This window comes from Bradyrhizobium altum (genome assembly GCF_020889705.1).
Taxonomy (GTDB): domain Bacteria; phylum Pseudomonadota; class Alphaproteobacteria; order Rhizobiales; family Xanthobacteraceae; genus Bradyrhizobium; species Bradyrhizobium altum.
Map to the genome: position 1 here is coordinate 13,357 of NZ_JACMYP010000033.1, position 23,108 is coordinate 36,464.

The 23,108-nt window shown below is 61.9% G+C and carries 22 protein-coding genes and 3 pseudogenes; 17 read left to right on the plus strand and 8 right to left on the minus strand.

Annotation, left to right across the window (positions count from 1 at the left end; all coding sequences use genetic code 11):
- Positions 1-2 precede the first annotated feature (2 nt).
- The 7 genes from H8B02_RS11795 (at position 3) to H8B02_RS11825 (ending at position 6,529) form a co-directional block, all read left to right on the plus strand.
- Entirely contained in the window at positions 3-932 is a 930-nt protein-coding gene (locus tag H8B02_RS11795) for a tail fiber domain-containing protein (protein WP_229166395.1), read from the plus strand.
- Positions 932-2,443, plus strand: coding sequence for a hypothetical protein (locus H8B02_RS11800; protein ID WP_229166396.1), 1,512 nt, complete (start codon positions 932-934; stop codon positions 2,441-2,443). The genes H8B02_RS11795 and H8B02_RS11800 overlap by 1 nt, the downstream gene beginning before the upstream one ends.
- Positions 2,443-4,398 carry a hypothetical protein gene (locus tag H8B02_RS11805; protein WP_229166397.1) on the plus strand — a complete coding sequence of 652 codons (1,956 nt, stop codon included), beginning with the start codon at positions 2,443-2,445 and terminating at the stop codon, positions 4,396-4,398. Before H8B02_RS11800 ends, H8B02_RS11805 begins: the two co-directional genes overlap by 1 nt.
- Entirely contained in the window at positions 4,395-5,486 is a 1,092-nt protein-coding gene (locus H8B02_RS11810; protein ID WP_229166398.1) for a hypothetical protein, read from the plus strand. The genes H8B02_RS11805 and H8B02_RS11810 overlap by 4 nt, the downstream gene beginning before the upstream one ends.
- Positions 5,487-5,516: 30 nt before the next feature.
- The gene (locus H8B02_RS11815) at positions 5,517-5,729 is read left to right on the plus strand and encodes a hypothetical protein (RefSeq protein WP_229166399.1); all 213 of its coding nucleotides are present in this window, start codon (positions 5,517-5,519) and stop codon (positions 5,727-5,729) included.
- Between the two features lie 229 nt (positions 5,730-5,958).
- Positions 5,959-6,138 (plus strand): hypothetical protein, encoded by a 180-nt coding sequence (locus tag H8B02_RS11820; protein ID WP_229166400.1) that lies wholly within the window; start codon positions 5,959-5,961, stop codon positions 6,136-6,138.
- Positions 6,113-6,529, plus strand: coding sequence for a hypothetical protein (locus H8B02_RS11825; protein WP_229166401.1), 417 nt, complete (start codon positions 6,113-6,115; stop codon positions 6,527-6,529). The genes H8B02_RS11820 and H8B02_RS11825 overlap by 26 nt, the downstream gene beginning before the upstream one ends.
- Before the next feature lie 13 nt (positions 6,530-6,542).
- Here the strand turns inward: H8B02_RS11825 and H8B02_RS11830 are convergent, their stop codons facing one another.
- Positions 6,543-6,893 carry a hypothetical protein gene (locus H8B02_RS11830; protein ID WP_229166402.1) on the minus strand — a complete coding sequence of 117 codons (351 nt, stop codon included), beginning with the start codon at positions 6,891-6,893 and terminating at the stop codon, positions 6,543-6,545.
- 185 nt (positions 6,894-7,078) lie between these two features.
- Positions 7,079-7,228: a hypothetical protein gene (locus tag H8B02_RS11835; RefSeq protein WP_229166403.1), complete on the minus strand. Its 150-nt coding sequence runs from the start codon at positions 7,226-7,228 to the stop codon at positions 7,079-7,081.
- Between the two features lie 215 nt (positions 7,229-7,443).
- Here H8B02_RS11835 and H8B02_RS11840 point away from each other — a divergent pair, with 215 nt between their 5' ends.
- Positions 7,444-8,160, plus strand: coding sequence for a hypothetical protein (locus tag H8B02_RS11840; protein ID WP_229166404.1), 717 nt, complete (start codon positions 7,444-7,446; stop codon positions 8,158-8,160).
- 17 nt (positions 8,161-8,177) lie between these two features.
- On the opposite strand, the gene H8B02_RS11845 is transcribed toward H8B02_RS11840, so the two are convergent.
- Positions 8,178-8,645 (minus strand): DUF4145 domain-containing protein, encoded by a 468-nt coding sequence (locus tag H8B02_RS11845; protein ID WP_229166405.1) that lies wholly within the window; start codon positions 8,643-8,645, stop codon positions 8,178-8,180.
- 1,127 nt (positions 8,646-9,772) lie between these two features.
- On the opposite strand from H8B02_RS11845, the gene H8B02_RS11850 reads away from it, so the two are divergent.
- A complete protein-coding gene (locus H8B02_RS11850; protein ID WP_229166406.1) occupies positions 9,773-10,807 on the plus strand; it encodes an AI-2E family transporter in 1,035 nt (344 codons plus the stop codon).
- Positions 10,808-11,335: 528 nt separating this feature from the next.
- On the opposite strand, the pseudogene H8B02_RS48475 reads toward H8B02_RS11850, so the two are convergent.
- Positions 11,336-12,544, minus strand: a pseudogene (locus H8B02_RS48475) (metallophosphoesterase family protein); the annotation flags it as partial.
- Between the two features lie 329 nt (positions 12,545-12,873).
- Here H8B02_RS48475 and H8B02_RS11860 point away from each other — a divergent pair.
- From H8B02_RS11860 to H8B02_RS11880, 5 genes and pseudogenes are all read left to right on the plus strand, one after another.
- Positions 12,874-13,158, plus strand: a complete 285-nt coding sequence (locus H8B02_RS11860; RefSeq protein WP_229166407.1) for a hypothetical protein — start codon at positions 12,874-12,876, stop codon at positions 13,156-13,158.
- Positions 13,089-14,066 (plus strand): MFS transporter, encoded by a 978-nt coding sequence (locus H8B02_RS11865; protein ID WP_229166408.1) that lies wholly within the window; start codon positions 13,089-13,091, stop codon positions 14,064-14,066. Before H8B02_RS11860 ends, H8B02_RS11865 begins: the two co-directional genes overlap by 70 nt.
- Positions 14,063-14,623, plus strand: coding sequence for an HdeD family acid-resistance protein (locus H8B02_RS11870; RefSeq protein WP_229166409.1), 561 nt, complete (start codon positions 14,063-14,065; stop codon positions 14,621-14,623). The genes H8B02_RS11865 and H8B02_RS11870 overlap by 4 nt, the downstream gene beginning before the upstream one ends.
- Positions 14,624-14,642: 19 nt before the next feature.
- Positions 14,643-15,973, plus strand: a pseudogene (locus H8B02_RS11875) (metal-dependent hydrolase family protein).
- A 629-nt stretch (positions 15,974-16,602) separates the two neighbouring features.
- The gene (locus H8B02_RS11880; protein WP_229166410.1) at positions 16,603-16,890 is read left to right on the plus strand and encodes a DUF5658 family protein; all 288 of its coding nucleotides are present in this window, start codon (positions 16,603-16,605) and stop codon (positions 16,888-16,890) included.
- A 141-nt stretch (positions 16,891-17,031) separates the two neighbouring features.
- On the opposite strand, the gene H8B02_RS11885 is transcribed toward H8B02_RS11880, so the two are convergent.
- A complete protein-coding gene (locus H8B02_RS11885) occupies positions 17,032-17,952 on the minus strand; it encodes an alpha/beta fold hydrolase (protein WP_229166411.1) in 921 nt (306 codons plus the stop codon).
- Between the two features lie 147 nt (positions 17,953-18,099).
- On the opposite strand from H8B02_RS11885, the gene H8B02_RS11890 reads away from it, so the two are divergent.
- Both H8B02_RS11890 and H8B02_RS11895 read left to right on the plus strand, forming a co-directional pair.
- On the plus strand, positions 18,100-18,570 hold the full coding sequence (locus H8B02_RS11890) for a winged helix-turn-helix transcriptional regulator (RefSeq protein WP_376711644.1): 471 nt from the start codon (positions 18,100-18,102) through the stop codon (positions 18,568-18,570).
- Positions 18,571-18,655: 85 nt separating this feature from the next.
- Positions 18,656-18,823: a hypothetical protein gene (locus tag H8B02_RS11895; protein ID WP_176531327.1), complete on the plus strand. Its 168-nt coding sequence runs from the start codon at positions 18,656-18,658 to the stop codon at positions 18,821-18,823.
- Between the two features lie 12 nt (positions 18,824-18,835).
- Here the strand turns inward: H8B02_RS11895 and H8B02_RS11900 are convergent.
- A pseudogene (locus H8B02_RS11900) lies at positions 18,836-19,653 on the minus strand (aminoglycoside phosphotransferase family protein).
- A 198-nt stretch (positions 19,654-19,851) separates the two neighbouring features.
- Between H8B02_RS11900 and H8B02_RS11905 the strand changes: the two are divergent.
- Positions 19,852-20,109 (plus strand): hypothetical protein, encoded by a 258-nt coding sequence (locus tag H8B02_RS11905; protein ID WP_092114459.1) that lies wholly within the window; start codon positions 19,852-19,854, stop codon positions 20,107-20,109.
- Positions 20,110-20,127: 18 nt separating this feature from the next.
- On the opposite strand, the gene H8B02_RS11910 is transcribed toward H8B02_RS11905, so the two are convergent.
- Both H8B02_RS11910 and H8B02_RS11915 read right to left on the minus strand, forming a co-directional pair.
- Positions 20,128-21,471 carry a PQQ-dependent sugar dehydrogenase gene (locus H8B02_RS11910; protein WP_229166412.1) on the minus strand — a complete coding sequence of 448 codons (1,344 nt, stop codon included), beginning with the start codon at positions 21,469-21,471 and terminating at the stop codon, positions 20,128-20,130.
- Positions 21,472-21,609: 138 nt separating this feature from the next.
- Positions 21,610-23,103 carry a sensor histidine kinase gene (locus H8B02_RS11915; RefSeq protein ID WP_229166417.1) on the minus strand — a complete coding sequence of 498 codons (1,494 nt, stop codon included), beginning with the start codon at positions 23,101-23,103 and terminating at the stop codon, positions 21,610-21,612.
- Positions 23,104-23,108: the final 5 nt, after the last annotated feature.

The following is a 23,108-nucleotide window of genomic DNA, read 5'->3' on the forward strand; positions in this document are numbered from 1 at the left end:
CCATGGGTTCATCCAGTTCGACCACGACCAGTTCACAGCAGAGTCAAAACGGGTTCGGCACTGCGACCGCGCCGACGGTGCAATCGATCATCAATCAGCTAAACCCGCTGATTGCGAACTCGGGCACGACTGCGGCGGAGAACGGCGCTATCAGTCAGCTTACGGCGAATGGCCAGGCTGGCAATCCCTACGCGCCAGCGATCGGCAACGCGGCAACCACGCTGTTGAACGGCGGCAACGCCACGGCGGAAGTCCCTGGCCTGCGACAGAACCTGTCGACGCTGAACGGCACCTTGGCGCCCTACGTCGACCCGAACTATTCGACCATCACCAGCGCGCCGGTTCAGGCAGCCCTGCAACAGGTCAAGGATGACGTCACCAACCAGGTGAACGGGCAGTTTGCCGCAGCGGGTCGCGCGGGCTCGGGCATGAACACGCAGACGCTCGCGCGCGGCATCGCGCAGGGCGAAGCGCCGATCATCCTGAACCAGGCGAACACCGACACCGCGAACCGCATGGCGGCCGCGAATACGCTGTTCGGTGCCGGCAACACCACGGCGAACGCGATCACCGGGATGAATCAACAGGGCGTGGCCAATTCGCAGGCGGGCATTTCGGCTGCGAATGATGCGCTCACGGCCAACAATTGGGGTCCGCAAAGCGTCATCGCTGCGCAGGAACTCGCTAAGAGCATTCCGTCGCAGAATCTTGGAGTGCTCGCGCAGCTTGGTATCCCGCTTGCCGGCCTCAACATGACGCGCTCGGGCACCGGCACGCAGGACACCACCTACAACCCATCTCTGTTGTCGGACATCACGCAACTCGGCGGCCTATTCTCGTCCGGCGCTGGTGGAACGTCGGCGGCTGCCGGATTGGGACAAGCTGCCGCCGGTGCAGGTAGCGGAATTCTCGGACTGTTGAGTTTGCTCTGATGGGACTTTTTGACGCCTACGATCCAAACACTTACGCCCCTTCGCAAGGCGGCTTAATCGATCGCATTTTGCAGTCGATCGCGGCGGCTCCGACAAACACGGGTGCGGGTTTCCCCGCATCACCGATGAACGCCAACGCGGCGATGCCGCCGGCCGCTACGCCTGCGCCGCAGCCACAGAATGCCCCGATGGCCATCGGCGACTATTCCATGCCGCGCATCGGCAGCGGCTTTCTCCCTGACTATCCGCAGCATGATCCGCACACGGGCGAGACGATCGCCGCACAGCCGGCCATTCCGGCGCCCGTGGACAACGCACCGTCGCCGACTGCGCCTCCCGTAAACCCGCTGCTCAAGGCCGCTGCCGCCCTGCACAGCATCGCGCAAGGTGGCTCGATCTATGGCGCGGTCACCGGAACTCCGGACGATGCGAAGTCGGTTCAGCAGCGCTTGTTGCTGCAACAGGCACAAGCCCTGGTCAATGCGGGTATGTCGCCACAACAGGCGCAGGCGGCCGTTCTGAATCCAGAAGCCGGCAAAACGCTTATCGCGCAGAAGTTCGGTCCGCAGACGTTGACCCCGCTAGGTCAGGGATACGTCGCCGATCGTAACGGCAAGGTGACCCGCGCTTACACGCCCGAGCAGAACGACAGCTTTAGCATCGTGCAAACTGGCCAGGACGGACTTGGAAACAAGACATTCGCCAGGATGAACAAGGCGACCGGCGCCATGACGCCGCTCGCAGCCGCGCCCGGTGCCACGAACAGCGGCGGACTCGGCGATATGTCGAAGACCGGTGCGGAATATCTCGCAACGCTGCCGCCCGATGTGGCCGGCAGAGTGAAAGCGATGGTCGAAGGGCGCCAGGCGCCGCCGAGCAGCTACGCTCGGAGCAAGCCGTATTGGCAGAACTTGATGACGGCCGCACAGGTCTACGATCCGACCTTTGATGAAACGAATTGGAGCGGCCGCGTTGCCGGCGTGAAGGATTTTTCTGCGGGCAAATCGAGCGAGATGGTGCGCTCCGCCAACCAGACTTTGCACCATGTGAATGCGCTGCTCGACTCCGCTGACGCGCTCCACAACGGCAACTATCCCGCGCTGAATTGGGCCGGCAACAAGTTCAACGAAGCCACGGGCGGCGGCGAGCCTGGCGCATTCCGCACCAACGCGCACGCGGTTGCGGAAGAGATGTCCAAGGTGTTCAAGGGCGCCAATATGAGCGACGCCGAAATTCATGCCTGGGAAGAGAACCTATCGCCGAACATGAGCCCGGCACAACAGCGCGCACAGATCGCGAAGCTTTCCGAGTTGCTTCACGGTTCGCTTGATGCACTCGAAGAAAAGCGCGTTGCCGGCATGGGTCAGATTGCCGCCGACAAGGCTGGTCCGCTCATCAAGCCCGAAGGTCAGGCGGTTCTAAAGCGAATCGACGCGTGGCTGAAAGCCGGCAGCGCCGCGGGCGCATCCGGGACCGCGCCAACCGGCATCAAATGGTCGGTGGTGCAGTAATGGCGACTCTCGACATCAACGGTCAGCGCGTCACGGTCGACGACAGTTTTTTGAAGCTCTCGCCGGAAGATCAGCAATCGACCGTCGACCACATCGCCGCGAACCTGGCGCCGAAGGCTGATCCGGTTTCGATTAACAATCTCGGAAGATCCTTCGCCACCGGCGTTCCGATCGTCGGCGGATTGCTCAACAAGGCCGATGCCGCGACGAATGCCGCGCTCGCGCCCGCCCTGAACAGGTTCTTTGACGAGAAAGATCAATTGCCGGAGGCCACGTTCGGCGAGCGTTACGCGCACTCGCTCCGTGACCAGGAAGGCACCGACGCCAAGTTCGCGGCGCAGCATCCGGTCATCGATACCGGCGCGAAGCTGGCCGGCGGCGTGGCATCTATGGCGCCGGTCGTCAGTGTCGCGCCGGGCTTGTTCGGAGCCACAGGCACCTTTGCGGCTCGTACCGGCATGGGTGCCACCTCTAACGCCTTGCTCGGCGGGACTGATGCCGCGGTGCGCGGTGAAGACCCGGTGAAAGGCGCATTGGTCGGCGGCGTGCTCGGCGGCGCGATGCCGGCGGCGGAAGCCGCGGTGAGCCCGTTCATTTCCAGTATCATGGCGCGGATCAATCCGCGGGCATCTGGGGAACGCCAGGTCGCGCGCGCCATCAGCGAGAGCGGCCGGCCGGCGGCCGACATTGCTGGCGACGTCACTACGGCAGCCGCCGAAGGTCAGCCACAGTTCACTCTTGCCGACGCGATCGGGAACCCTGGTCAGCGCATGCTGTCGTCGGTCGCGCGCGCACCAGGCGAAGGCAGAACCGACGTCGTGAACGCATTGGAGCAACGCCAGGCCGGTCAAGGTCGCCGGGTAGCCAATGCGGTCTCCGAAGGTTTCGGCAGCCGAATGACGCCGGAAGCCCTGCGTGACGCCATGACGGCGGAACGCGGCGCCATCGCAGACGAAGCATATGGCGCGGTGCGGAATGACGCTGGTCGTGTGGACGTGGTGCCGACCCTCAACAACCTTGACCGGACGATCGGAACGGGACCGGGTCAAACCCTGAATGCTCCGAACGACAGCGTCGAGAGCATATTGCGCCCGTTCCGCGAGCGGATTGCCCGTGTCAATCCAGACGACTTTGAGGCCGTGCAGCGCATTCGCAGCGACATGGCCGACACTGCGCAGAACGCCCGGCAGAGCGGATATGGTAACCGTGCGCGGCTCATCGGTGCTGCGGTGCGTGATCTTGATGCAGCCCTGGAAAATGCGTCGTCCGGCTATCGTCAGGCCAATCGCGACTTTGCCGGCGCAACCCGGAACATCGAGGCGATCGACGCCGGCCGTACTGCGGCGCTTCGCGGGCGAACCGAGGATACGATTCCGGAATTCAATGCTCTTTCACCACGCGGTCAGCAGGCTTTCAGAACCGGCTACGCCGACCCGCTGATTTCGCAGGCACAAGGTGCGGCGGTTGGCGCGAACAAGGCGCGGCCGCTCATCAATGACGCCTTCACCGACGAAGCCGCGGCCATGGCGCCGGGCAACGACCTCATGCAGCGTCGGATTGCTCGCGAACAGACGATGTTCACCACCCGCAATCAGGCGCTCGGCGGCTCCCGGACTGCCGACAATCTCGCCGATCACGAGGCCCTTGGCATCAATCCGACAACGGTCATGCACGTTGCATCCGGCCATTGGAGCGCGGCTATCGGATCGATGCTGCATGCTGGAGTCCGCGGCTTGACCGGCAATACGCCGGCCGTCCGGAAAGCCATCGCTGACATCCTGTTGCAGAACGGCGCGACGATCAGCGGTCCCGCGCTCAACGCAATGGTTACGCGGACCATTGGTCAACTGCAATTCTTGCAAACGCTGGCGCGCAGCGGCGTCGGGGCGGCAGCCGTGACCACAAACGCCAATCAACCGAAACCCCCAACACCCATTTTTGTGAGGCAGCCATGACCGACACCACCGAACTCGCCCCTGTGACCACCGAGCCCGCTTTTGGTCGCGAAGGCCTTGAACGCGACGCCGGCCTTGTGCCGTTCAAGGATGAGACCAAAGCGGAGCCGCAAGACGATCTGACCAAGGACGAAGCCGCACAGCGCTTGCGGGAGTTGAGCGGTCCCGAGTCGGCCATTATCACGCACACCACCGGTTTGCCGCCGAACGTCACGCTGACCACCGACCAGGCTGCCGAGATGCTTGCCGAGGCGCGCGGCGCCGACAGGGCACAAGCGGAACTCGACGACACGCAAGCGCAGCAAGCGGAAATCGACAAGCTGCGCGGTGAGAAGCCGGCCGAGGCGCAACAGCCGCAGATCGAGACCGAAATTGACGTTGATCGCGCCCTGGCCAGTCCGAAGGTTCGCGACGCGATTGCGGAGCGTGTGACGGCCGCCGAGACGCAGCGCACGCAGCATGAAGCGGCGGTGGCGCAGGCCACGAATTTCGCGGTTGCATCGCTTTTCGGCGACTTTCCCGAATTTGAGAATCTTCCCACCACGGAGTGGGTTAACGCGATTCAGAGCATGCCGCCGGGACGTGCTCACTCGGCCATCAGCAAGTTGCAAGCGCTTGGTCGCGTTGAAGCTGCAAATCAGCAGATCAAGGCAGAGAAGACAGCGCGCGAGCAGGTCGAATTCAGGGCATACGCCGCGAAGGAAAACGCTCGATTCGCCGAGATGACCAAGGGCATTCCCGCAAAGGAAATGGCCAGGATCGAAGCGCACATTCCCAAGATGCTCAACGCGAGCGGCGCTGACGTTCAGCAGTTCCTCACTGCGGTGAGCAATCAATCCACATTCCCGCGTGCAACGGCCGAAGCCTTGTTGGTCAAAGCAGCGCGCTATGACTTGCTCATGGAAACGCCGAAGCCCGTTCCCGCACCCGCTCCGCTTCCGCCCGTACAGCGACCTGGCACCGCTGCGCCCGGCGGCGCGGCTCGTGGCGACACCAATTTGCAGGCCCTCAGCGCCAAGCTCAGCAGATCGGGATCACTCAAAGATGCGGCTGCACTTCTCGCGGCCAAACGCAGCAAAGGAAGGTAACCACCAATGGCGAACGATTTTATCGATGAGATGCAGACCGAAGCACGACTTCGCTTCGGCAAAGAACTTTCCGCCGGAGAAGTGGCCGACAAGTTTGCGCTGCACGATTTCGAATCACGAATTCAGCATCTCAAGAATCTCAGGAAGGACGAGCATGCGGATTTGCGGGCCGCGGCCGAGCGCCTGACCTTCGAGCGCGCATTGCTCGACACGCATCATCGGCTCCGCAAGATCAATCGATAACAGAAAGGTATTCTATGCCCGCACTCCGAGCACCACCAGCACAGCAGTCCAGTCTTGCGGAACGTATCGCGGCGTTGCGCGCCGAGATCGACGCAGTCATTGACCAGATGACCGCCGACGCAGCGAAGCAGAGTCCGGGCGTCCCGCTTCAAGCAATTCGAAACATGATCACCGCGCGCGGCGGATCGTGCCAGTGCAGACAATATTTGATCGCAACGGGAGAACTGAAATGACGCGCGGGCTCTTGGACCACATCGAGCAAGCGTCGCACATCGTCGCCGGCACGGGCGTCGGGTTCGATGAGGCGTTGGAGATCGTCAAGGCCGCACATCGCGAGCAAGAGTACCGCGATGCCGACGCGGAGATTGAAAATAACGTCATCTATGGCGTCGATTTTGGTCGGCGCTGATCCGGCGAATTGGTTAGAAACCGCCTTCGGGCTCAGCGGCGAAGCCGAACCCCATGCTCCGCCGCCGCCCAAGCCGCGGCGGGTTAAGCCCGAAGTGAAAGGCTTCGTCTGCGTCGTCAAGCAGCCGACCGGTGCGCCTGGCGATCTCGGCGAGACGGCGGACGCTTGGTACTACGTCGAGCATGACACTGTGTTTCTGTGCGACGAGCGCGGAAGTCCGCTCACCAAATCCGACGATAGCGCGGTGAGCCTGGCCGCAACGTTGGCGCCTGACGACGATCCCCGCGCAGTTGCGTACAGGATGCGCCGCCGCTTGTGGGCGGCGGAGAACGACCGATCGGCGTTCAATCGCCCGATCTATCAGGATGCTGCCCCGTATGGCGGATACTAGGCTGGCGATCACGCTATTGCTGGTGAATGTTGACGTTCGCGTTCACCGTCGGTCCTCCGCGGAATGCGAACGTCGGCATTCTACCGTCGGACGGTCCACACTGGTAGGTCATGACGTACCAGGTGATGGGGCCTTCTACCGCATCCGCGAAAGCTCCGCCCGCATGGCTCTCGCTGTTGATGACTTGATAGGAGCCGCCGCACGTCGCCGCGGCTTTCTTAAAGCAGGCGTCCGAAGACTGGCTGCACTTCGCGGTGTTCACCGTGGCGCCCGACGGGCCTACGAAACTGTTGCCTGACGTCACGTCGCAGGCGCCCAAGCCGATTGCTGCGACGCATAGGATTACGATTTCCAAATTTCGCATTTTGCTGCCCCTCCCCACCTTCGAAATATCCACAACCGGTGGTGGAGTGCAAGGGCGTCCGCCAAAGGAAAAGGGTCAAGCGATGGCTTCGCCTGACCCTCCGAAAGCGCCGCTAACTTGACGACAGGGGCGATTGTTAGCGCAGCCGCCCCACGCTCACATGTTGTCGAGCCTCGCTTCGATTGTCAACGGAGCGGGTAGTTCGCCGGGATGCCGTGCGCCTTGGCGAGCGCGTCAATAATGATCCGGACGCGCCTGGTGTCGCCATCGGCTTGGGAGATTTTGAGCGCCATAAGCCAACGGGCGGTGAAGGCGTCGCGTTCTTGGATGGTCATTGGGGTACCTGTGATGCTCGGGATGATTCCCGTGGAAACCTACAGATCACATCTGGCTTATATTAGCAATATCAGGTACTTAGTGTTGATTTACAACGCCGAACGTTGTCATTCAACGCGCGGCGCCTTTCGGGCTCGTTTGCCGTTGGTGAAAGGGTCAGCTAGAAATTTCGGGCGATTACAACCTGTGACCGTTCGGGGGGGCTTGTGCGTCAATGACGATTGATCCGGAGAAGATATTTATCGATTTGCCGACTGATCCACTTTTCGCGAGCTATGAGCTTTTGCAGCGGATTGAAAAAGACATCGGGAAGGGAAAGCCGAGCGAAGCTGATTACAGCGCGGCCTGTGGGTATCTCGAAGCATTTTATGAAACCAATAACTGGAAACCACCGGAGCGCTTAGGTGCAGGCGGCTACAGCGGTTCGGATACGCCCGACGAGATCAGTCGAAAAACTCGGGCGATTCCTCGGCTCCAATACGAAGCTTACGCCAACCAAATCATGCTCAACCATCGCGCGGTGATGAAGGCGAAAGGCAAAGAGGTTCTCGACGCGGCAACGGCAAAAACGATTGGTTATGCGGTACTTGAACCCGATGAGAAAACTGCAATCCTCGCGCATATCGAGAAAATCCGCACTCTCGTCGAGGCGTCTGGGCTCGATGACAGAAAGAAGAACAATCTCTTCAGTCGCCTCGCCGCATTGACGTCAGAGGTGAATCGGAATGGAACGCGCACGGACAGGTTTTTCGCGTTCGCCAGTGAACTCGGTTTTTCGATTGGGCAGTTCACAAAGGACGCCAAGCCGGCAATCGACGAGACGAAGGCAATTCTAAAAATCGTCACCAAGGCGCGAAGTCGCCACGAGGGCCTGAAGCTTCCGGAAGGTGACGTCGTCTTGTCGCTTCCAGAACCTTCGGCTGGCGAGTGATGCCGGCAAGCCGCCGTTTACTTCGCCGCCGGTTTCCCACCTGACGCCAACTTGGCGTTCAGCGCCGCCTTTTTGGCCGCCGCAACGGCCGGCCCGACATAGAAGTGCTCAAACAACTCTTCGATCGTTTCGAGACACCATTCCGCCTCGTGCGGCTCGACATCGATGATTTCCAGCGTCGCTTTGTCTTGGTTGGGATGAGCGGCAAAGTTGCCGAAGTTCCGGATCGCGTCAATCGTCTCCCGGAGCCTCAGTGGAAGCGCCTTGAGCGGGTCGCTTTCATTCAAAAGCAGATCGATTTCCCTGGCCAGGTCTTTTGCCGTGTAGCCGTGGGCGCGCAGCATATGTTGCAAACAGCGCCGAGAAAGCGCGGCCGATGCCTTGGCGCTGATCGGGAGCACATTGCACGCCTCGATGTAATCTTGTGCGATGCTCGCGGGAACTTCTGCCGGTACCGGTCCCCGTTTGGCACCGATCGGGTGCACTTGCCTCCACACTACATCGTCAGGGCTTCTGCTGGCTTGGCCGAGTTCGATCGTAGGCCTTGCGCACCGCGAACACACTGCATTTCGAGAAATCCAAGTGCCTTCGCTATCCGACAGGGCTTGGCTGTCACGCGAGAGCCAGGTTAGTTGCCAAACGTCGTGAAAATCGATGCCGCAGTGAGGACACTTCATGGGCGATTCGGCCTTGGAAAATAATGGGTTGGGCTATGTAGCAGCCCGCGACCAACAAGGCCACTTCTGATCCCCGAGCGGCCGTGGGATAGAACGTGGGTTGAACCCCCAAAACTCGAAATTCTCGCGTAAAAACAACGATCCTCGGTTGACACCCCTTCCGCCAGTACACTGTTCTCCGTTGTTCTCCGCTGTTCGGAATCCCCAGTAAAATCAGCGATTTCGTCGGCAGACTGTATTCCTTAGTTCGTCGTCGTTCCTCACAATCGAAGCGCAAACCGTAGCTTGGGACCGTAGGTTCGGAGGATGGTTTTGATCGGAGGAACACGTGGTTGGAAAACTTAAGCCGCTCGACGTCGAACGTGAAACACAGCCTGGCAAGTATGCTGAGGGCGACGGGCTCTACTTGATCGTCACGGGCCCAACGGCCAAGAGCTGGTCCTATCGTTACTGGAAGAACGTCCATCCTCTGCACCGTATTGATTTTGTTACGTTCCAAGGCAGTTGCCTGCAAAGTTACGGTTGGAATCTACGGTTATCCGCGTCGCAGGCTTCAACACGTCCGAGCGTTGGTCGCAGGACGCATCGCGAGAGAAACCCAGTACCGCTGCAATCCCCAGCTGATTGACTTCCTTCTGGCTCGCCGCGAGTCCATCTGGTTCGGCTAGCGGCAAGCGGACATATCTGCTGGCTACAATCGCTCTCGTTCGCCGCTGGTGCCAATTGTCGGATCGTTGAAACTTGCTATCGAGGATCTCTCCATGGTTCATTTGCACACGCTTAGCAATCTTGCTCCACGACTGCGCGTGTGTCGGAACATCGCCCATTTGCGGTGGGCTGCCAATTATGACGTAGCGTCGCTCTACGAAGGTCCTATCTTGTCGCATTCGGGGACTAATCGGTATTCTCTGTATTCGAGGGTCGGCACAGAAAACATGGGCGCGGGGTTGAAAATCTCGACCGGCATCATCGCCGCGGTGCTGGTCATCGCGGCGGTGGCTCAGGCACGCAATGTGCTCGCCCCGCTCGCGGCTGCCCTGTTCATCATTGCGATTGTCTGGCCCGTTCAGGAGCGGATTCAGTTGTGGCTGCCGAAACTCCTCGCGCTCGCCGTTACCGTGATTGTTACTGTTGCAACCTGCGTCGCGTTTGCCTCGCTTGCAGCGTGGGGTTTCGGCCGCGTCGGGCGCTACCTGATTGTCGATGCAGACCGGTATCAGGCATTCTACGCCGCCGCGGTGACGTGGCTGGACGTCCATGGCGTCTCATTAGCCGGCCTTTGGGCGGAGCATTTCAATGTCGGCTGGTTGTTGCGCACCACGCAATATGTCACGGGCCGCGTAAATACGACCTTGAGTTTCTGGCTGATAGCGCTGGTCTATGTTGTGCTGGGGCTTCTCGAGATTGAGGACGCTGGTCGACGCATCCGGCGCTTGGAGAATCACAATGCTGCGCGCGTGCTGCTCGAAGGCAGCAAAGCGACAGCTGCCAAGTTCCGCAAATTTATGCTGGTACGGACGCAGATGAGCGCGGTGACAGGTCTGTTGGTTGGCCTCTTCGCTGCCGCGACTGGACTGCCATTCGCATTCGAATGGGGCGTGATCGCTTTTGTCCTCAACTACATTCCCTTTATCGGCCCTTTCATCGCGACTCTATTCCCCACCCTGTTGTCAATGACGCAGTTCGAGAGGTGGCCCGCGGTATTTGGTGTCTTCGCCTGTCTCAACGTTATCCAATTCGTGGTCGGCAGCTATGTGGAGCCACGGGTGGCTGGCTCAACGTTGTCGATCTCGCCGTTTGTGGTGCTGTTTGCGATCTTCTTCTGGAGTTTCCTTTGGGGCCTGTTCGGGACCTTCATTGGCGTGCCGATCACGCTGGCCATCCTGACCTTCTGTGCCGAGTGTCCCTCGGCCCGCTGGATTGCCGATCTCTTCGGCGGATTGGACGAAGCTAAACCGGCAGCACTTTAGCTTTTGGGAATACCCACCCGCTCGGGCTCCATGAGGCAGAGCCTTCGGTCCGGCCCCACAGTCATTTGGTGGATATAAAAAATACGCGGCGTCGGCACCCATCACCGGCGACGGAGCCGAGACAATCTTCGACGCTCCACACGTACCGATCCAGTCAATATGGCGATGACCGTGCATCACAATCGAGCGGTCGGCAAAGGCCTGCAACCTGCGTACAAACCAGCTGCCGTTGATCAAGGCCGTTCCAATGCGCTCGGCAAACGTCTTCACCGGCATGGGATATTCCATCAAGTGATGGTGCAGTGCGATGATCCAGTGCGCGGTTGGAAAATGATGGATCGCAGCGTCCAGTCGGCGCGTTTGTGCCTCGGACACCAATCCCAGGGCGTTGGTGAAGGAGAAATGAGTTTCAGCATTTGAGTTCAGAATGGCGATCCCGAGGCCGCCGTTTTGATCTGGCGGCAGGATCATCGGAAATTGATCGTCGAAAAGACCACGGAGCGCCGCTGCGCGGCGGATGCCACCGTGCTGCGCGAATTGCGTTATCCGATCTCGGTGGGGCGCCAGTGCCTGGTTCAACGTCGCGGATGGTTTGCCGGAATTGTCGATGACACACACACGATCGCCCTGGACAGCCGCGATTGCCGACAGCGTACGCATCTGCCGCAACCGCTTGCCGGGGCTGAATGGTAGGTCGAGGCGCGCGGGATTTGCACGATCCACGACGTTCACGTCGTGGTTCCCCGGAAGCATAACGATGCGCGCAGCAAGCTCAGGATGACATGACAACGCATCAAGAAATTCGGCCCATTCGCTGGGGCGGCCAGCATCCGTCATATCGCCAGTAATCAGCACATGGTCAAGCGGGTCGGTGGTGTGAATTTCGGCAAGGCGTGCGAGGACGCGATTGAAACGTCCATTTCCACTCGGACCGACCGTCCCGCTTTCGATGCGGAAGCCGTATCGCTCACCGACCACGTGGAGATCAGACAAGTGCGCAACGCGCCAGAGGCTGCCTTCGGACGGCGCGGTACCGAACGTGGCGAGGTCGACCGGCTGATCCATGCTGGCGTCGGCAATGCTCCAGGCCAGCGATGCAACTGCAAGATAACCCGACATCAGCACCACGGCGTTCGCAGACGTCGGCACCACAAGATGATGGACCAGGGCAAAGTCATTCAAGCCGGCAGTCCATTGCGAAGCCGGCCAGGCAAGGACCGCGATCAGCGTCGCGCCTGCGGAGACAAGTATGCCGGCGCCGACCGAGCAATTGCGACGCAGCCGCATGCGAGCGGCAGGAGTTACGTCGGTGCGCCGGATCCGCTCCGCCAGATGGCCTAACGCCTCGCGCGCGAAAGCGTAACTCGGTTGGACTGCGAGAGCGTTCAGTGACCAGAAATTCGTTTCCGCGATTTGAATCAGCGGCCGTCCTCCAAACCATCCCAACGCTGCGATCGCAACCAGCGCGAGTGCGGCACCCATCTCGGTCAGATCAAGAGCATGTTGGGAAAGGCTTGAAATCCAGGCGGACGCTACCAACGGCGCGAGCCCGAGCAGAACGCCCGGAAGCAGAAGCGAAACCGTCCAGGCGAATAGCAGTTTCGCAGGACTTATCTCGACGAGAAGGCTGCCTACGATTGCCAGCAACGAACGCTGTTCGGGACTAGCGGCATTGTCCTCAAAATCGCCACGGCGGGGATCGAGTAGCACGCGGACGTCCTCCATTGTGCGGCGCATTTTGCCACAAACTGTTCCAGATCAACATACGTGCTGCAAACCCTGACAGGTTGTGTCGTTGTCACTATGTTTACTTGGGGATGTACTCCCGGCCCAGACCAGAGGGCCCAGGACGACCAGATGTGGTCGTCTCAGTGCAACCAAATGTGGTCGTCTCAGCGCGAATGTGTTTCCAAATGCTTGCCGGTCGGCGGCGGTGCCGGCGGCCGAGTAAGAGAAGGAGAGCCAATGGGTCTACCTTCCGTGACGAGACAAATGGAACCGCCTTACGGGGCCGGCAGCAGGCGACGGCGCTTGGCGCGCTCGGGTCGGCTCGCGCCGCCGCGGGCGTGCTCGCCTTCATCATCGGCGGCATCTTAGGCACTTACATTGGCTGGCGGCCGGTCTTCGGCATCCTCATCGCGGTGTCCGCCATAGTTTTCATGCTCAGCTTTCGCCTCAAGCTCGACCAGGGCCGTCCTGAGGTCACCATCGATGCTGTCGGCGTGCTGCTCGCCGCCGGCGCCATCATCTGCATCAGATTCGGCTTCAACAATCTAAACGGATGGGGCCTGGCGGTGGCCACTGCGAATGCGCCTTTCAGCGTTCTCGGAGCGTCGCCGGCACCATCTTGATCATAATCGGCATCGTCCTCGGACAGGCGTTCTTTCTGTGGACTCATAGGCGCGAACGGGCCGGCAGGACGCCGCTGCTTCCGCTTCAGGTCATCGACTCTCCGGAGGAGCGTGCGGCCGTGTACGCCATGTTCGCGGTCGTCGCACTCGAGGCGGCGCTCAACTTTTCGGTCCCGCTCTACATACAGATCGTGCAAGGTCGCAGCCCCATCGCGACGGCAGTCGCCATGATGCCTTTCAACTTAACGGTATTCTTCGCCGCCATGCTGGTTGTGCGCTTCTATGAGAGGCTGACGCCCCGCCAGATTGGGCGATACGGCTTCACCCTCTGCACGGCCGCCCTGCTCTGGCTCGCCTTCGTCGTGAGAAACGACTGGAGCGAGTTCGCCGTGTTGCTCGGCCTCGTCCTTTTCGGCATCGGCCAGGGCGCCCTCGTCACGCTGTTGTTCAACGTGCTGGTCACCGCATCTCCCAAGGGAGTTGCGGGCGACGTCGGGTCACTGCGCGGAACCGCCAACAATTTGGCCGCCGCGGTCGGCACAGCGGTCGCCGGCGCGCTGATGGTCGGGGTCCTGAGCGTCATCGCGCTCGCAGGCATCGCGGCGAGCCCCAAGCTGACGCCCGAGCTTCAAGCGCAGGTCGACCTCGACAACATCAACTTCGTCAGCAACGAGCGGCTGCAGACCGTTCTCGCCAGCACGAGTGCCTCCCCCGCTCAGGTCGCCGAAGCCGTCCGCGTCAACAGCGAGGCGCGGCTGCGCGCCCTCAAGATCGGACTTCTGCTGATGGCGGGTCTGGCGCTCCTGGCTATCATCCCGGCCGGCAGGCTGCCGGACTTCCGGCCGGGAGAGATCCCGAGTGACGAAGTCGAGGACCAGAGCAATTCGAGCAAGACGAGGGCGACATGACTGCATACGACAGCTCCGCCATGCGGATGACCCGACTGCAGGCCCCTCCGTTCTGGGTCTGCCTCCTGCTCGGGATCGCCATGATTATTGCTGGCTTCATGGTGCTCGGCGACGTCGTCTTCTTCGCGGTGATCAGTACCATCTTCATTGGCTGGATGGCCATCTTCGCGGGTGGCTTCGAAATCATCCATGCCTTCTGGACTAAAGGCTGGGGAGGCCTTGTGTGGCAGCTAGTGCTCGGCGCGATTTACCTCACCTTCGGCGTCGTGCTGGTCACGCAGCCGCTTACCAGCGCGCTCATCCTCACCTACGTCCTCGGCCTTCTGCTGCTGATCTCTGGAATCGTCCGCGTTCTGGTCGGAGTCAGCCTCTGGAAACAGGCACGCTGGCTGATGCTAATCTCCGGGCTCTTCGGCATCATGGCGGGCCTCGTCGTCCTGACAGGATTCCCGGCCACCGGACTTTGGGTGCTCGGGATGCTGCTCGGCGTCGACCTCCTCTCGCATGGCATCGGTTGGCTCGCCTTCGCACGGCAGCCGGCCGCCAAGGTCGCCTAAAGTGAACATCAGAACCATAATGATTGGCGCGTTTTTGACGGCGTCACTTTTCTTTTCCGCCGGCGCGCGAGCGCAAGACACGCCGGCAAATTCGATTCTCATAAAGAATGTTCGGATCTTCGACGGCAAGGGCGGCCCGCTGTCTCCGCCCTCCAACGTCATGATCAAGGGTAACCTCATCGACGGCATCGCTATGGCCCCCATGGCCGCCCATGACGGGGGGACGGTCATCGAGCGTGAGGGCCGAACTCTGATACCCGGCTTGATCGATGCGCATTGGCATTCAATGCTGATCCGGCCAAGTCCGGCGGAGTCCATTTTCGGCGACGTCGGCTACAACAACATCGCGGCCGCAGCAGAAGCGACAGATACCCTTATGCGCGGATTCACGACCGTGCGAGATGTCGGCTGGCCGGTGTTCGGGCTGAAGGCCGCCATCGACGGGGGGCTGGTGCCGGGACCTCGCATCTATCCTTCCGGCGCCATCATCACGGTTACCAGTGGCCACGGCGACTTCCGCCAACTGTCTGAGCTGCCCCGAACGATCGGCGGCATGCTGAGCCGCATGGAGCAGATCGGTGGCAGCGTGGTCGCCGACAGCCCGGACGCGGTACGGGTCCGCGTCCGCGAGCAGCTCATGCAAGGCGCGTCCCAAATCAAACTGACCGCCGGCGGAGGGGTATCGTCGCCCTTCAGCCCGATCGATGTCTCGACCTTCACAAAAGCCGAGCTGCGCGCCGCGGTTGAGGCGGCGGACAACTGGGGCACCTACGTCACTGTGCATGCCTTCACCCCCGCAGCGATCCAGCTGTCGATCGCCGCCGGCGTCAAATGCATCGAACACGGTTTCTTGATGGACGATGCGACGGCGAAACTGATGTCGGAAAAAGGAATCTTGCTCAGCACGCAACCGCTTCCGGAAGCCCTGAGGCAAGGCTTTCCGGTGGGCACCGTTCAGCGGGAGAAGGCAGACGAGGTCTGGCCTGGCATCGCCCGAACCTATGAGCTAGCCAAGAAATATAAGCTCAAGACGGCGTGGGGTACCGACGTTCTGTTCTCGCAGGCTCTAGCGAAGCAACAAGGAGCTATCCTCGCCTCTCTGACGCGCTGTACACTCCGTCGGAGGCGCTCGCCATGGCGACCGGCACTAATGCCGAGTTGCTGGCGCTCTCCGGAAAGCGCAGTCCCTATCGCGGAAAGCTGGGCGTCATCGAAGCGGGCGCGCTTGCGGATATTATTTTGGTCGACGGAAACCCGCTGGAAAACATCGGCCTGATCGCCGATCCTGATAAGAACTTTAAGGTCATTATCAAAGACGGAAAGCTCTACAAGAACACGTTGGGCTCCTGATCGACACGCGTCTCCGCGCCGTGGGCGAAACCGCAGCTTCCTTCGACCAGATTTCAGAAAGCTAAGTTGTTTCAGCACGGTTGACAGGACACCCCTTCCGCCAAATCACTGCGTGCCGCCGCTTTGCGATGTGGCGTATGCCGCAACGGTGAACCCTTCGGCTTTCTCTCCATCGCAGCATTGGCATGCTGCGCAATGGTGTGGCTGGGCGCCAACATGGAACGGACAGAACTGCTCCGTCCGTTCATATGGCCGGGACGCAGATGCTATTCGCTCTATCTATTCCATATGCTCGTCTACGATGTGTTCTTTGACTTCGGCCGTTCGCTTGCCGGTTGCCTTGCACTTCCGGTTGTCTGCCTCTTGGCGGAGATCACCTGGCGCACGATCGAGTCCCCGCTGATCGGCTATGCAAGGAGACGATTTGCGAGAGCCGGGCCAGTGACGATCAGGGTCGTTGGTGTCGTTTAGAGCAAATGCAAGGGGGGTAACCGGAGCAGCGGTATGCTGACTGGCTGGGAGCACATCTTGGTGCCGCGGTTGAAATCTCCCGCCGGAACAGACAATTAACGAATCAGCTCAAATAATAGGATCATTGCTAGGCTGGCGCTCGGCACCAAGAGGCTGAAATGAACTGGGTCAAGGCACTGCTGCTGCTCTCCGTGCTGCTCCTTGGATGCGCCGACCTCGCGACCACCAACAGGATCTTGGAGCTCGGGTTCGGCGAGGCGAACCCGTTCATGGAGATGGCCCAGACCTGGTTCGGCGCTTGGTGGCTGATCCCGAAATTGGGTTTGACGTTCCTCGTCATCGGGTTGCTTTGGCGCAGCCAAAGCCTTTCCAGGATCGCTCTTGTGGTGGCGTTTTGCTCAACGCCTGTCATCAACAACCTCGTCATTATCGCGGGCGCGAGCTGAACCTACACTGGTTGAGATATGGCGACGTGAGCGTCCTGCTCGTTTGCTGCGAGCAGGCATGACCCGATCAACGTCCGAACCCTCTGCCGCCTAACCAGCGCCATTGCTGCCCTGCCCCCACGCATGCGATCGGGCACGCAGTCAGGTCTGCCGGATGAACTCCGCGATCAGGCCGCCGATTTCCTCCGGGGCATCCTCAAGACAGTAATGCCCGACGCCGGCAAGACGCCTGACCGGTGCCGCCGGGAAGATCGCGGAAAACAGCGGCAGGAAATGCTCTGCGCCCAGCGTGCGATCCGCCTCGCCCCAGATGGCGAGCGCCGGCTTGCTGCGGATCGCCCGGTCGGCGGTGGGATCCGGCGCGTCGAACCTGTGCGCACCGGTCGCAAAGCCCCTGGCCCATCCGATCGCACCGAGGCAGTCGGCCGGACGTGCGAAGGGGGCGCCGTAGGCGGCGAGCCAGGCGTCGGTGATGACGGCGTTGTTCTCGAAGCCGTTGAGCTTGAGCGTGCTCAGGATGTTGAAGCCGAGTTGGCCGAGCACCGGCTCGAGCTCCCCGTTCGCCTCGGCCTTTGCGATCCATTGAAACCAGGGCGAGGCCAGCGCATTGGCGGTGACGCGCTCGAACAGATCGCTCTGCCCGAACGGCGTCGGCCCGTTGGCCGAGATGATGCGGCGGATGCGATCAGGATGCCTGGCCGCCAACCCCATGCCGACGGGGCCGCCGAAGTCATGCATCATGAGCGTGATGTCGGTGAGATCGAGCGCAAGGACCAGCGCTTCGAGATTGTCGACATGGTCCTGCAGCCAATAGCTGCGCTGCGCCGGGGTTGCGCTCTTGCCGAACCCCATGTGATCCGGAACGACCACGCGGTGCGTCGCGCTGAGGGCCGGCACCAGACGGCGAAACAGATAGCCCCAGGTCGGTTCGCCATGAAGGCAGAGCACCACCTCGCCGTCTCGCGGGCCTTCGTCGACATAATGCATCCGGAAACCTGGAGCCGCGCTGAAATGCGGCGTGAACGGAAAGGTGCCGTCGAAGGTGGCGTCGGGCTGGATCATGGCTTGGCCTCGGATGGTTTTAGATTGAAACCACCGTCTATCGCTTGTGGTTTTACTTTGCAACCGATATATCGAGATCCCGACGGGGCGGTCTTTCGGGCCGCGAACCGATCAGAATATGGATTGAGGAGCGTCAGGCGGACCACAATGGCGAAGCGAGTGAGCCACAGGGAGTCGATGTGCGGCGTGGCCCGGCCGCTGGATGCGATCGGAGACTGGTGGTCGCTGTTGATCGTCCGCGATGCATTCGACGGGCTGCGCCGGTTCGGCGAATTTCAGAAGAGCCTTGGGCTTGCCAAGAACATCCTCTCCGCCCGGCTCCGTAATCTGCTGGCGCACGGAATCATGGAGACCGTGCCTGCTGCGGACGGCAGCCCGTATCAGGAATATGTGCTGACCGAAAAGGGACGCGGGCTCTTTCCACTCCTTGTCGCGCTCCGGCAGTGGGGTGAGGATTTCTTCTTCGAGCCCGACGAAGCGCATGTGCTGCTGGTTGATCGAAAGAATGGACTGCCGGTGCGCCGCCTCGAGCTGAGAGCGCAGGACGGACGCGTCGTTGGTGCAGAAGACACCATGGTGCGGCTGCCGCGCGCTTCACATGAGAACGGCAGCGCGTGAGACGCGCGTGCGCCATGCGGGACCGCTGTCAGCAACTGGATCTTAACCCTCCTTGCCGCAGCATCCGCGCGTGGAGGTTCGACCAATGCAGACATTCCGGATTTCGCTGAGCGACGGGGAGCGGAAATTCCACACGGCGATTCAGGCGCCGGATCCCGCGTCCGCGCGTATCAAGGCCGCCTACTTCTTCGACATATCGAAATGGCGGATCTTGAGTGTGTCGCTGAGCGGAGCCAGCGCCGCCGCGGCGTAGTCGCTGCGCACCCTACGCCGTCCGGTCGAGTTCGGCCGCGGCAAGGTTTGCAATCTGCAGGTCGATTTCGGCGAGCGGATCGTCATCGCCGAGGAACCACGCTGCCGACAAGCCGGTCCAGGCGACGATCCATGACAGCAAGCGACGGCGATCCAGCTTTGCTGCTTCCACGACGATGTCGAGACGCCGCGCAAAACGTCCGGGTTCGGTCGCAACCGGCCGTGCCGGATCGGCAAGATCCGGATTGGTGAAGATGTTGGCGAAATCGAAGCCGCGCTCACCGACGAGATGCTTGGCATCGATCGCAAGCCAGCCGCGCGCGCCGAAGTCGAGCACATTGTCATGGTGCAGATCGCCGTGCAGCACCACGATCTCGCGCTGATCGCCGAGCAGCGCTTCGGCGATGTCAGCCGATCGGTTCAGGATGCCGCCGTGCGCCCTCGCTGCCGGCCACAGCTCGCGAAACCAGTCTTTCAGTGGCGTCAAGTCCGGCCGCGGCTTCGATCGCCGGCCGTGAAGCCGATCGGCCGTTGCACAGAGAATCCTGCAGGCCTCATCGTCCCGGCCGGTTCGCGCCATGTCGCCGAGCGAAGCCGGGCCCATCGCCCTCTCGAGCAGGAGCGCCTCGCCGTCACGGGCAAGGACGCGCGCCGCACCTTCGCCATCCCACCACTCCATGACGATGGCGCCGAGCCGTTCGTCCGGTTCGTTCGAGAGCTTGAGCATTGCCGGTTCGCCGTGTCGCCGCACCGGCAGCAACCGCGCGGCGGGCGTCACGATCGGGGGCCGTCGGGGACGAGGCTCCCGGCCGAGAGATAGGGTTCGAACATCGGGCGGGCTGATTGGGTGATCAAGGGACGCAACGGTCGTTCTAAGCATTGCCTGCGCGCGCCGCCACGCTGGTTCCCTGCGGCGCATCGTGGCAGGCGCGCCAACCGGTTCCTGGCCGCCCTGCCCATGTTGGCTGATGACAGCCCCCACCCATCTCGCGCTACAATGTCGCAGCCGGTGCGACGGAGGGTGTGGTGATGCCGCGAAAGGGAATTACCGGACACGACGATTGGGTGGTCACGGAAGCTCTGGCCACCGCGCTGGTCGCGCTCGAACAGTTGCCGTCGAAGCATCAGCCGCGCGCGCATATGGAGGACGTCCGGAAGCTCCTGACCGCGAGATGTGAGGCCGGAGCCGTCACGCTGCATCTTGCACAAGCCAAGTGCCGGTTGTTTCCCGATACCGATCCCCTGACCATCTATGAGGAATACGGCCTCAAGGACGGACTGGGGTAGCGGCCGTCGACCGAGCGGCTAGTCGTGGCTGACGCGCCAGATCGTGCCGTTGCCGTCTTCGGAGACCAGCAGCGCGCCGTCCCGCGCCACGGTGACACCCACCGGACGGCCCCAGACCTCATTGTCGCCGATGACAAAGCCGGTGACGAAATCCTCGTACTCGCCGGTCGGCATCCCGTCCTTCAACCTGATGCGAATGACCTTGTAGCCGGTGCGCTTCGCGCGATTCCACGAGCCGTGTTCGGCTGCAAACGCATCGCCGCGATATTCGGCCGGAAAGCTGCTGCCGGTGTAGAAGGTCAGGCCGAGTGAGGCCGAGTGCGCCTGCAACAGCACGTCGGGAGTAGTCACCTTGTCCTTGAGATCGGGCCGCGCGCCCGCATGCGCAGGGTCTTCGTTGGCGCCAATATAGTACCAGGGCCAGCCGTAGAACGCGCCCTCGCGGATACGCGTCACATAGTCGGGCACGAGGTTGTCGCCGCGGCCGTCGCGCTCGTTGGTCGAACACCAGGGCGTGCCGCTTCCAGGCTGGATCGCAAGTCCGACGCAGTTGCGGATACCGGTGGCGAACAGTTTCTGGTTCTTGCCGTCGGGATCGAAGGCCAGCACAGCCGCACGGTCGGTTTCCGATCCCCAGGCCGCGCCAAGCGCGTGATCGCGGCTCCAGCTTTCGATACCTTCCGGCGGCCGGCCAAGGCCCTCGCCCGCGTTGCCGGCGGAGCCGACCGACACCAGCATGCGCTTGTCGTCTGATGTGAACACGATGTCACGCGTGGAATGGCCGTAGCCGTGAGGAAGGTTTGCGACGATGCTCTCAGGCCTTCCCGACGCCCTGAGATCGCCGTTGCGGTAGGCAAAGCGCACGACGCTGTCGGTGTTGGCGACGTAGAGCCATTGCGGATTGTCGCCGTTTGGAAAGAACGCGATGCCGAACGGCCGGTTCAGTCCGGCTGCGTAGACCTCATTGGTCGCCGGCTTGGTGGCGCCGTCGGCGCTGCGCAGGACGCGGATGCGGCCGGAGCTGGTTTCCACGACGAAGACATCGCCGTTGGGCGCGGTCCGGATAATCCGCGGACCGCTCAGCCCGCTCGCAAACAGCTCGACCTTGAAGCCCGCCGGCACCTGCGGCGCCGCTGATACGGGGCGCGACACGACGCGGGATGAATTGCTGCTGGAAGCCGTTGCGCCCGGCTTGGGCAAGTCCTGCGGCGTGATCAGACGCACCGTGCCCGGTCTGTCGCGCTGCCAGTCGCCGAAGGCCTCCGCGCCCTTCAGTACAGGTTCAGCGCCCGAGCGCGCGATGCCGGTCGCTGCGAGGATGACGACGGAAATACTCACGCCGACAAGATTTGTCTTACGCATTTGCTCCTCGCGCGAGGTCCCTGTCAGACGCGCAGCTCATAGCGCAGTTCGCGCGCAGGATGCGTTTACAATGTCGTCTGTATCAATGGCCGTTGGGAAGCGCCGTCACATCAACAGGCGAGCGCTCCACAGGATGCACTACACGGCCCTGGAACGGACCATGGGCTTGCGCTCGGCTACCGACGGTTCGCGGAACGCCGGCGTGTCTCCAACAAGCGGCTTGAGGGGAACCGTGAGCCGGCAGATCAGGCCCTCGGCGCGCCAATCGAAATCGGCCCGTCCGCCGAGCTGGGTCTCGATGCTGGCGATGACACTTCGTGTGCCGAAGCCTTTCTGCTTCGGCTTGGTCACCGGAGGCCCGCCGGATTCCACCCAGGCCAGGATCAGCGTGTCGTCCGCCACTTCCCAGGTGATCGCGAGCCGGCCCGGCAATACCGACAGGCTGCCATATTTGGCAGAGTTGGTGACGAGCTCGTGCAGCGCCAGTGCCAGCGTCTGTGCGGTCGCCGGCTGCAACTGCACCTCTCCGCCGGCGATCCGGATCTGCCCGGCCTCGGAATAAGGCGCGATCTCCTCGGTCACCAGCCGCCGGATTTCGGCGCCTTGCCAGCTCGACAGCGACAGCACGGTGTGAACGCGCGCCAGCGCCGTGATGCGGCCCTCGACCGCCCGCACATAGGCAGTCACATTCTGCGCGCGCGTCAGGCGCACGATCGACTGCGCCAGCGCGAGCGCGTTCTTGGCGCGATGGTCGACCTCGCGGGTCAACAGGCTCTGCCGTTCCTCGGCCTTCTTGCGATCGGTGATGTCGACGGTGACGCCGCTGACCCGCACCACCCTGCCGCTCCTGTCGCTGGTCGCCGCGGCCGTGCCGACGCACCAGCGGATCTCGCCGTCCGGCCGCACGACGCGGAATTCGGCCTCATAGGATGTGTGGCCGTTGCCGAAGCCGGTCCAGCCCTGGCGGAGTTGTTCGACATCGTCGGGATGAAACAGCCGTTGGATATTGTCGGAGGTCAGTGCGAAGGATTTCGGATCGACGCCGAAGATCTTGTATTGCCCCTCGTCCCACATCCAGTCGCCGTTGACCCAATCCCAGTCCCACGAGCCCATCTTGCCCGCGGCAATCGCCATGCTGCGGCGCGCCTCGCTCTCGACCAGCCGGGTGGTCGATTGCTCGAGCTCGGCGGTGCGCGCGCGCACCCGGTCCTCGAGCTCGGCATTGAGGCGTTCGAGTTGCCGCGTCTTGCGGTAGAGCTCGGCGAACACGCGAATCTTTGCGCGCAACACTTCCGGCACAACCGGTACCGGCACGTAATCGACCGCGCCCATCTCGTAGCCGCGCAGCCGGTCGATGTCGCTGACCTGGATTGCCGAGATGAAGATCATCGCGGTCTTTTGAAAGCGCGGATGCTCGCGGATCATCGCGGCGAGCTCGAAGCCGTCGAGCTCGGGCATGCAGACGTCAACCAGAATGACCGCGACTTCATTCTTGAGCAGGAACTCCAGCGCCTCGCGGCCCGACGAAGCGGCCACCAGCGTCTCGCCGAGCTCCTTCAGGATGACCTCATAGGCCAGCAGCTTGGCCGGCTGGTCATCGACCAGAAGGATGTTTACCTTTTCATGGTCCATCATGT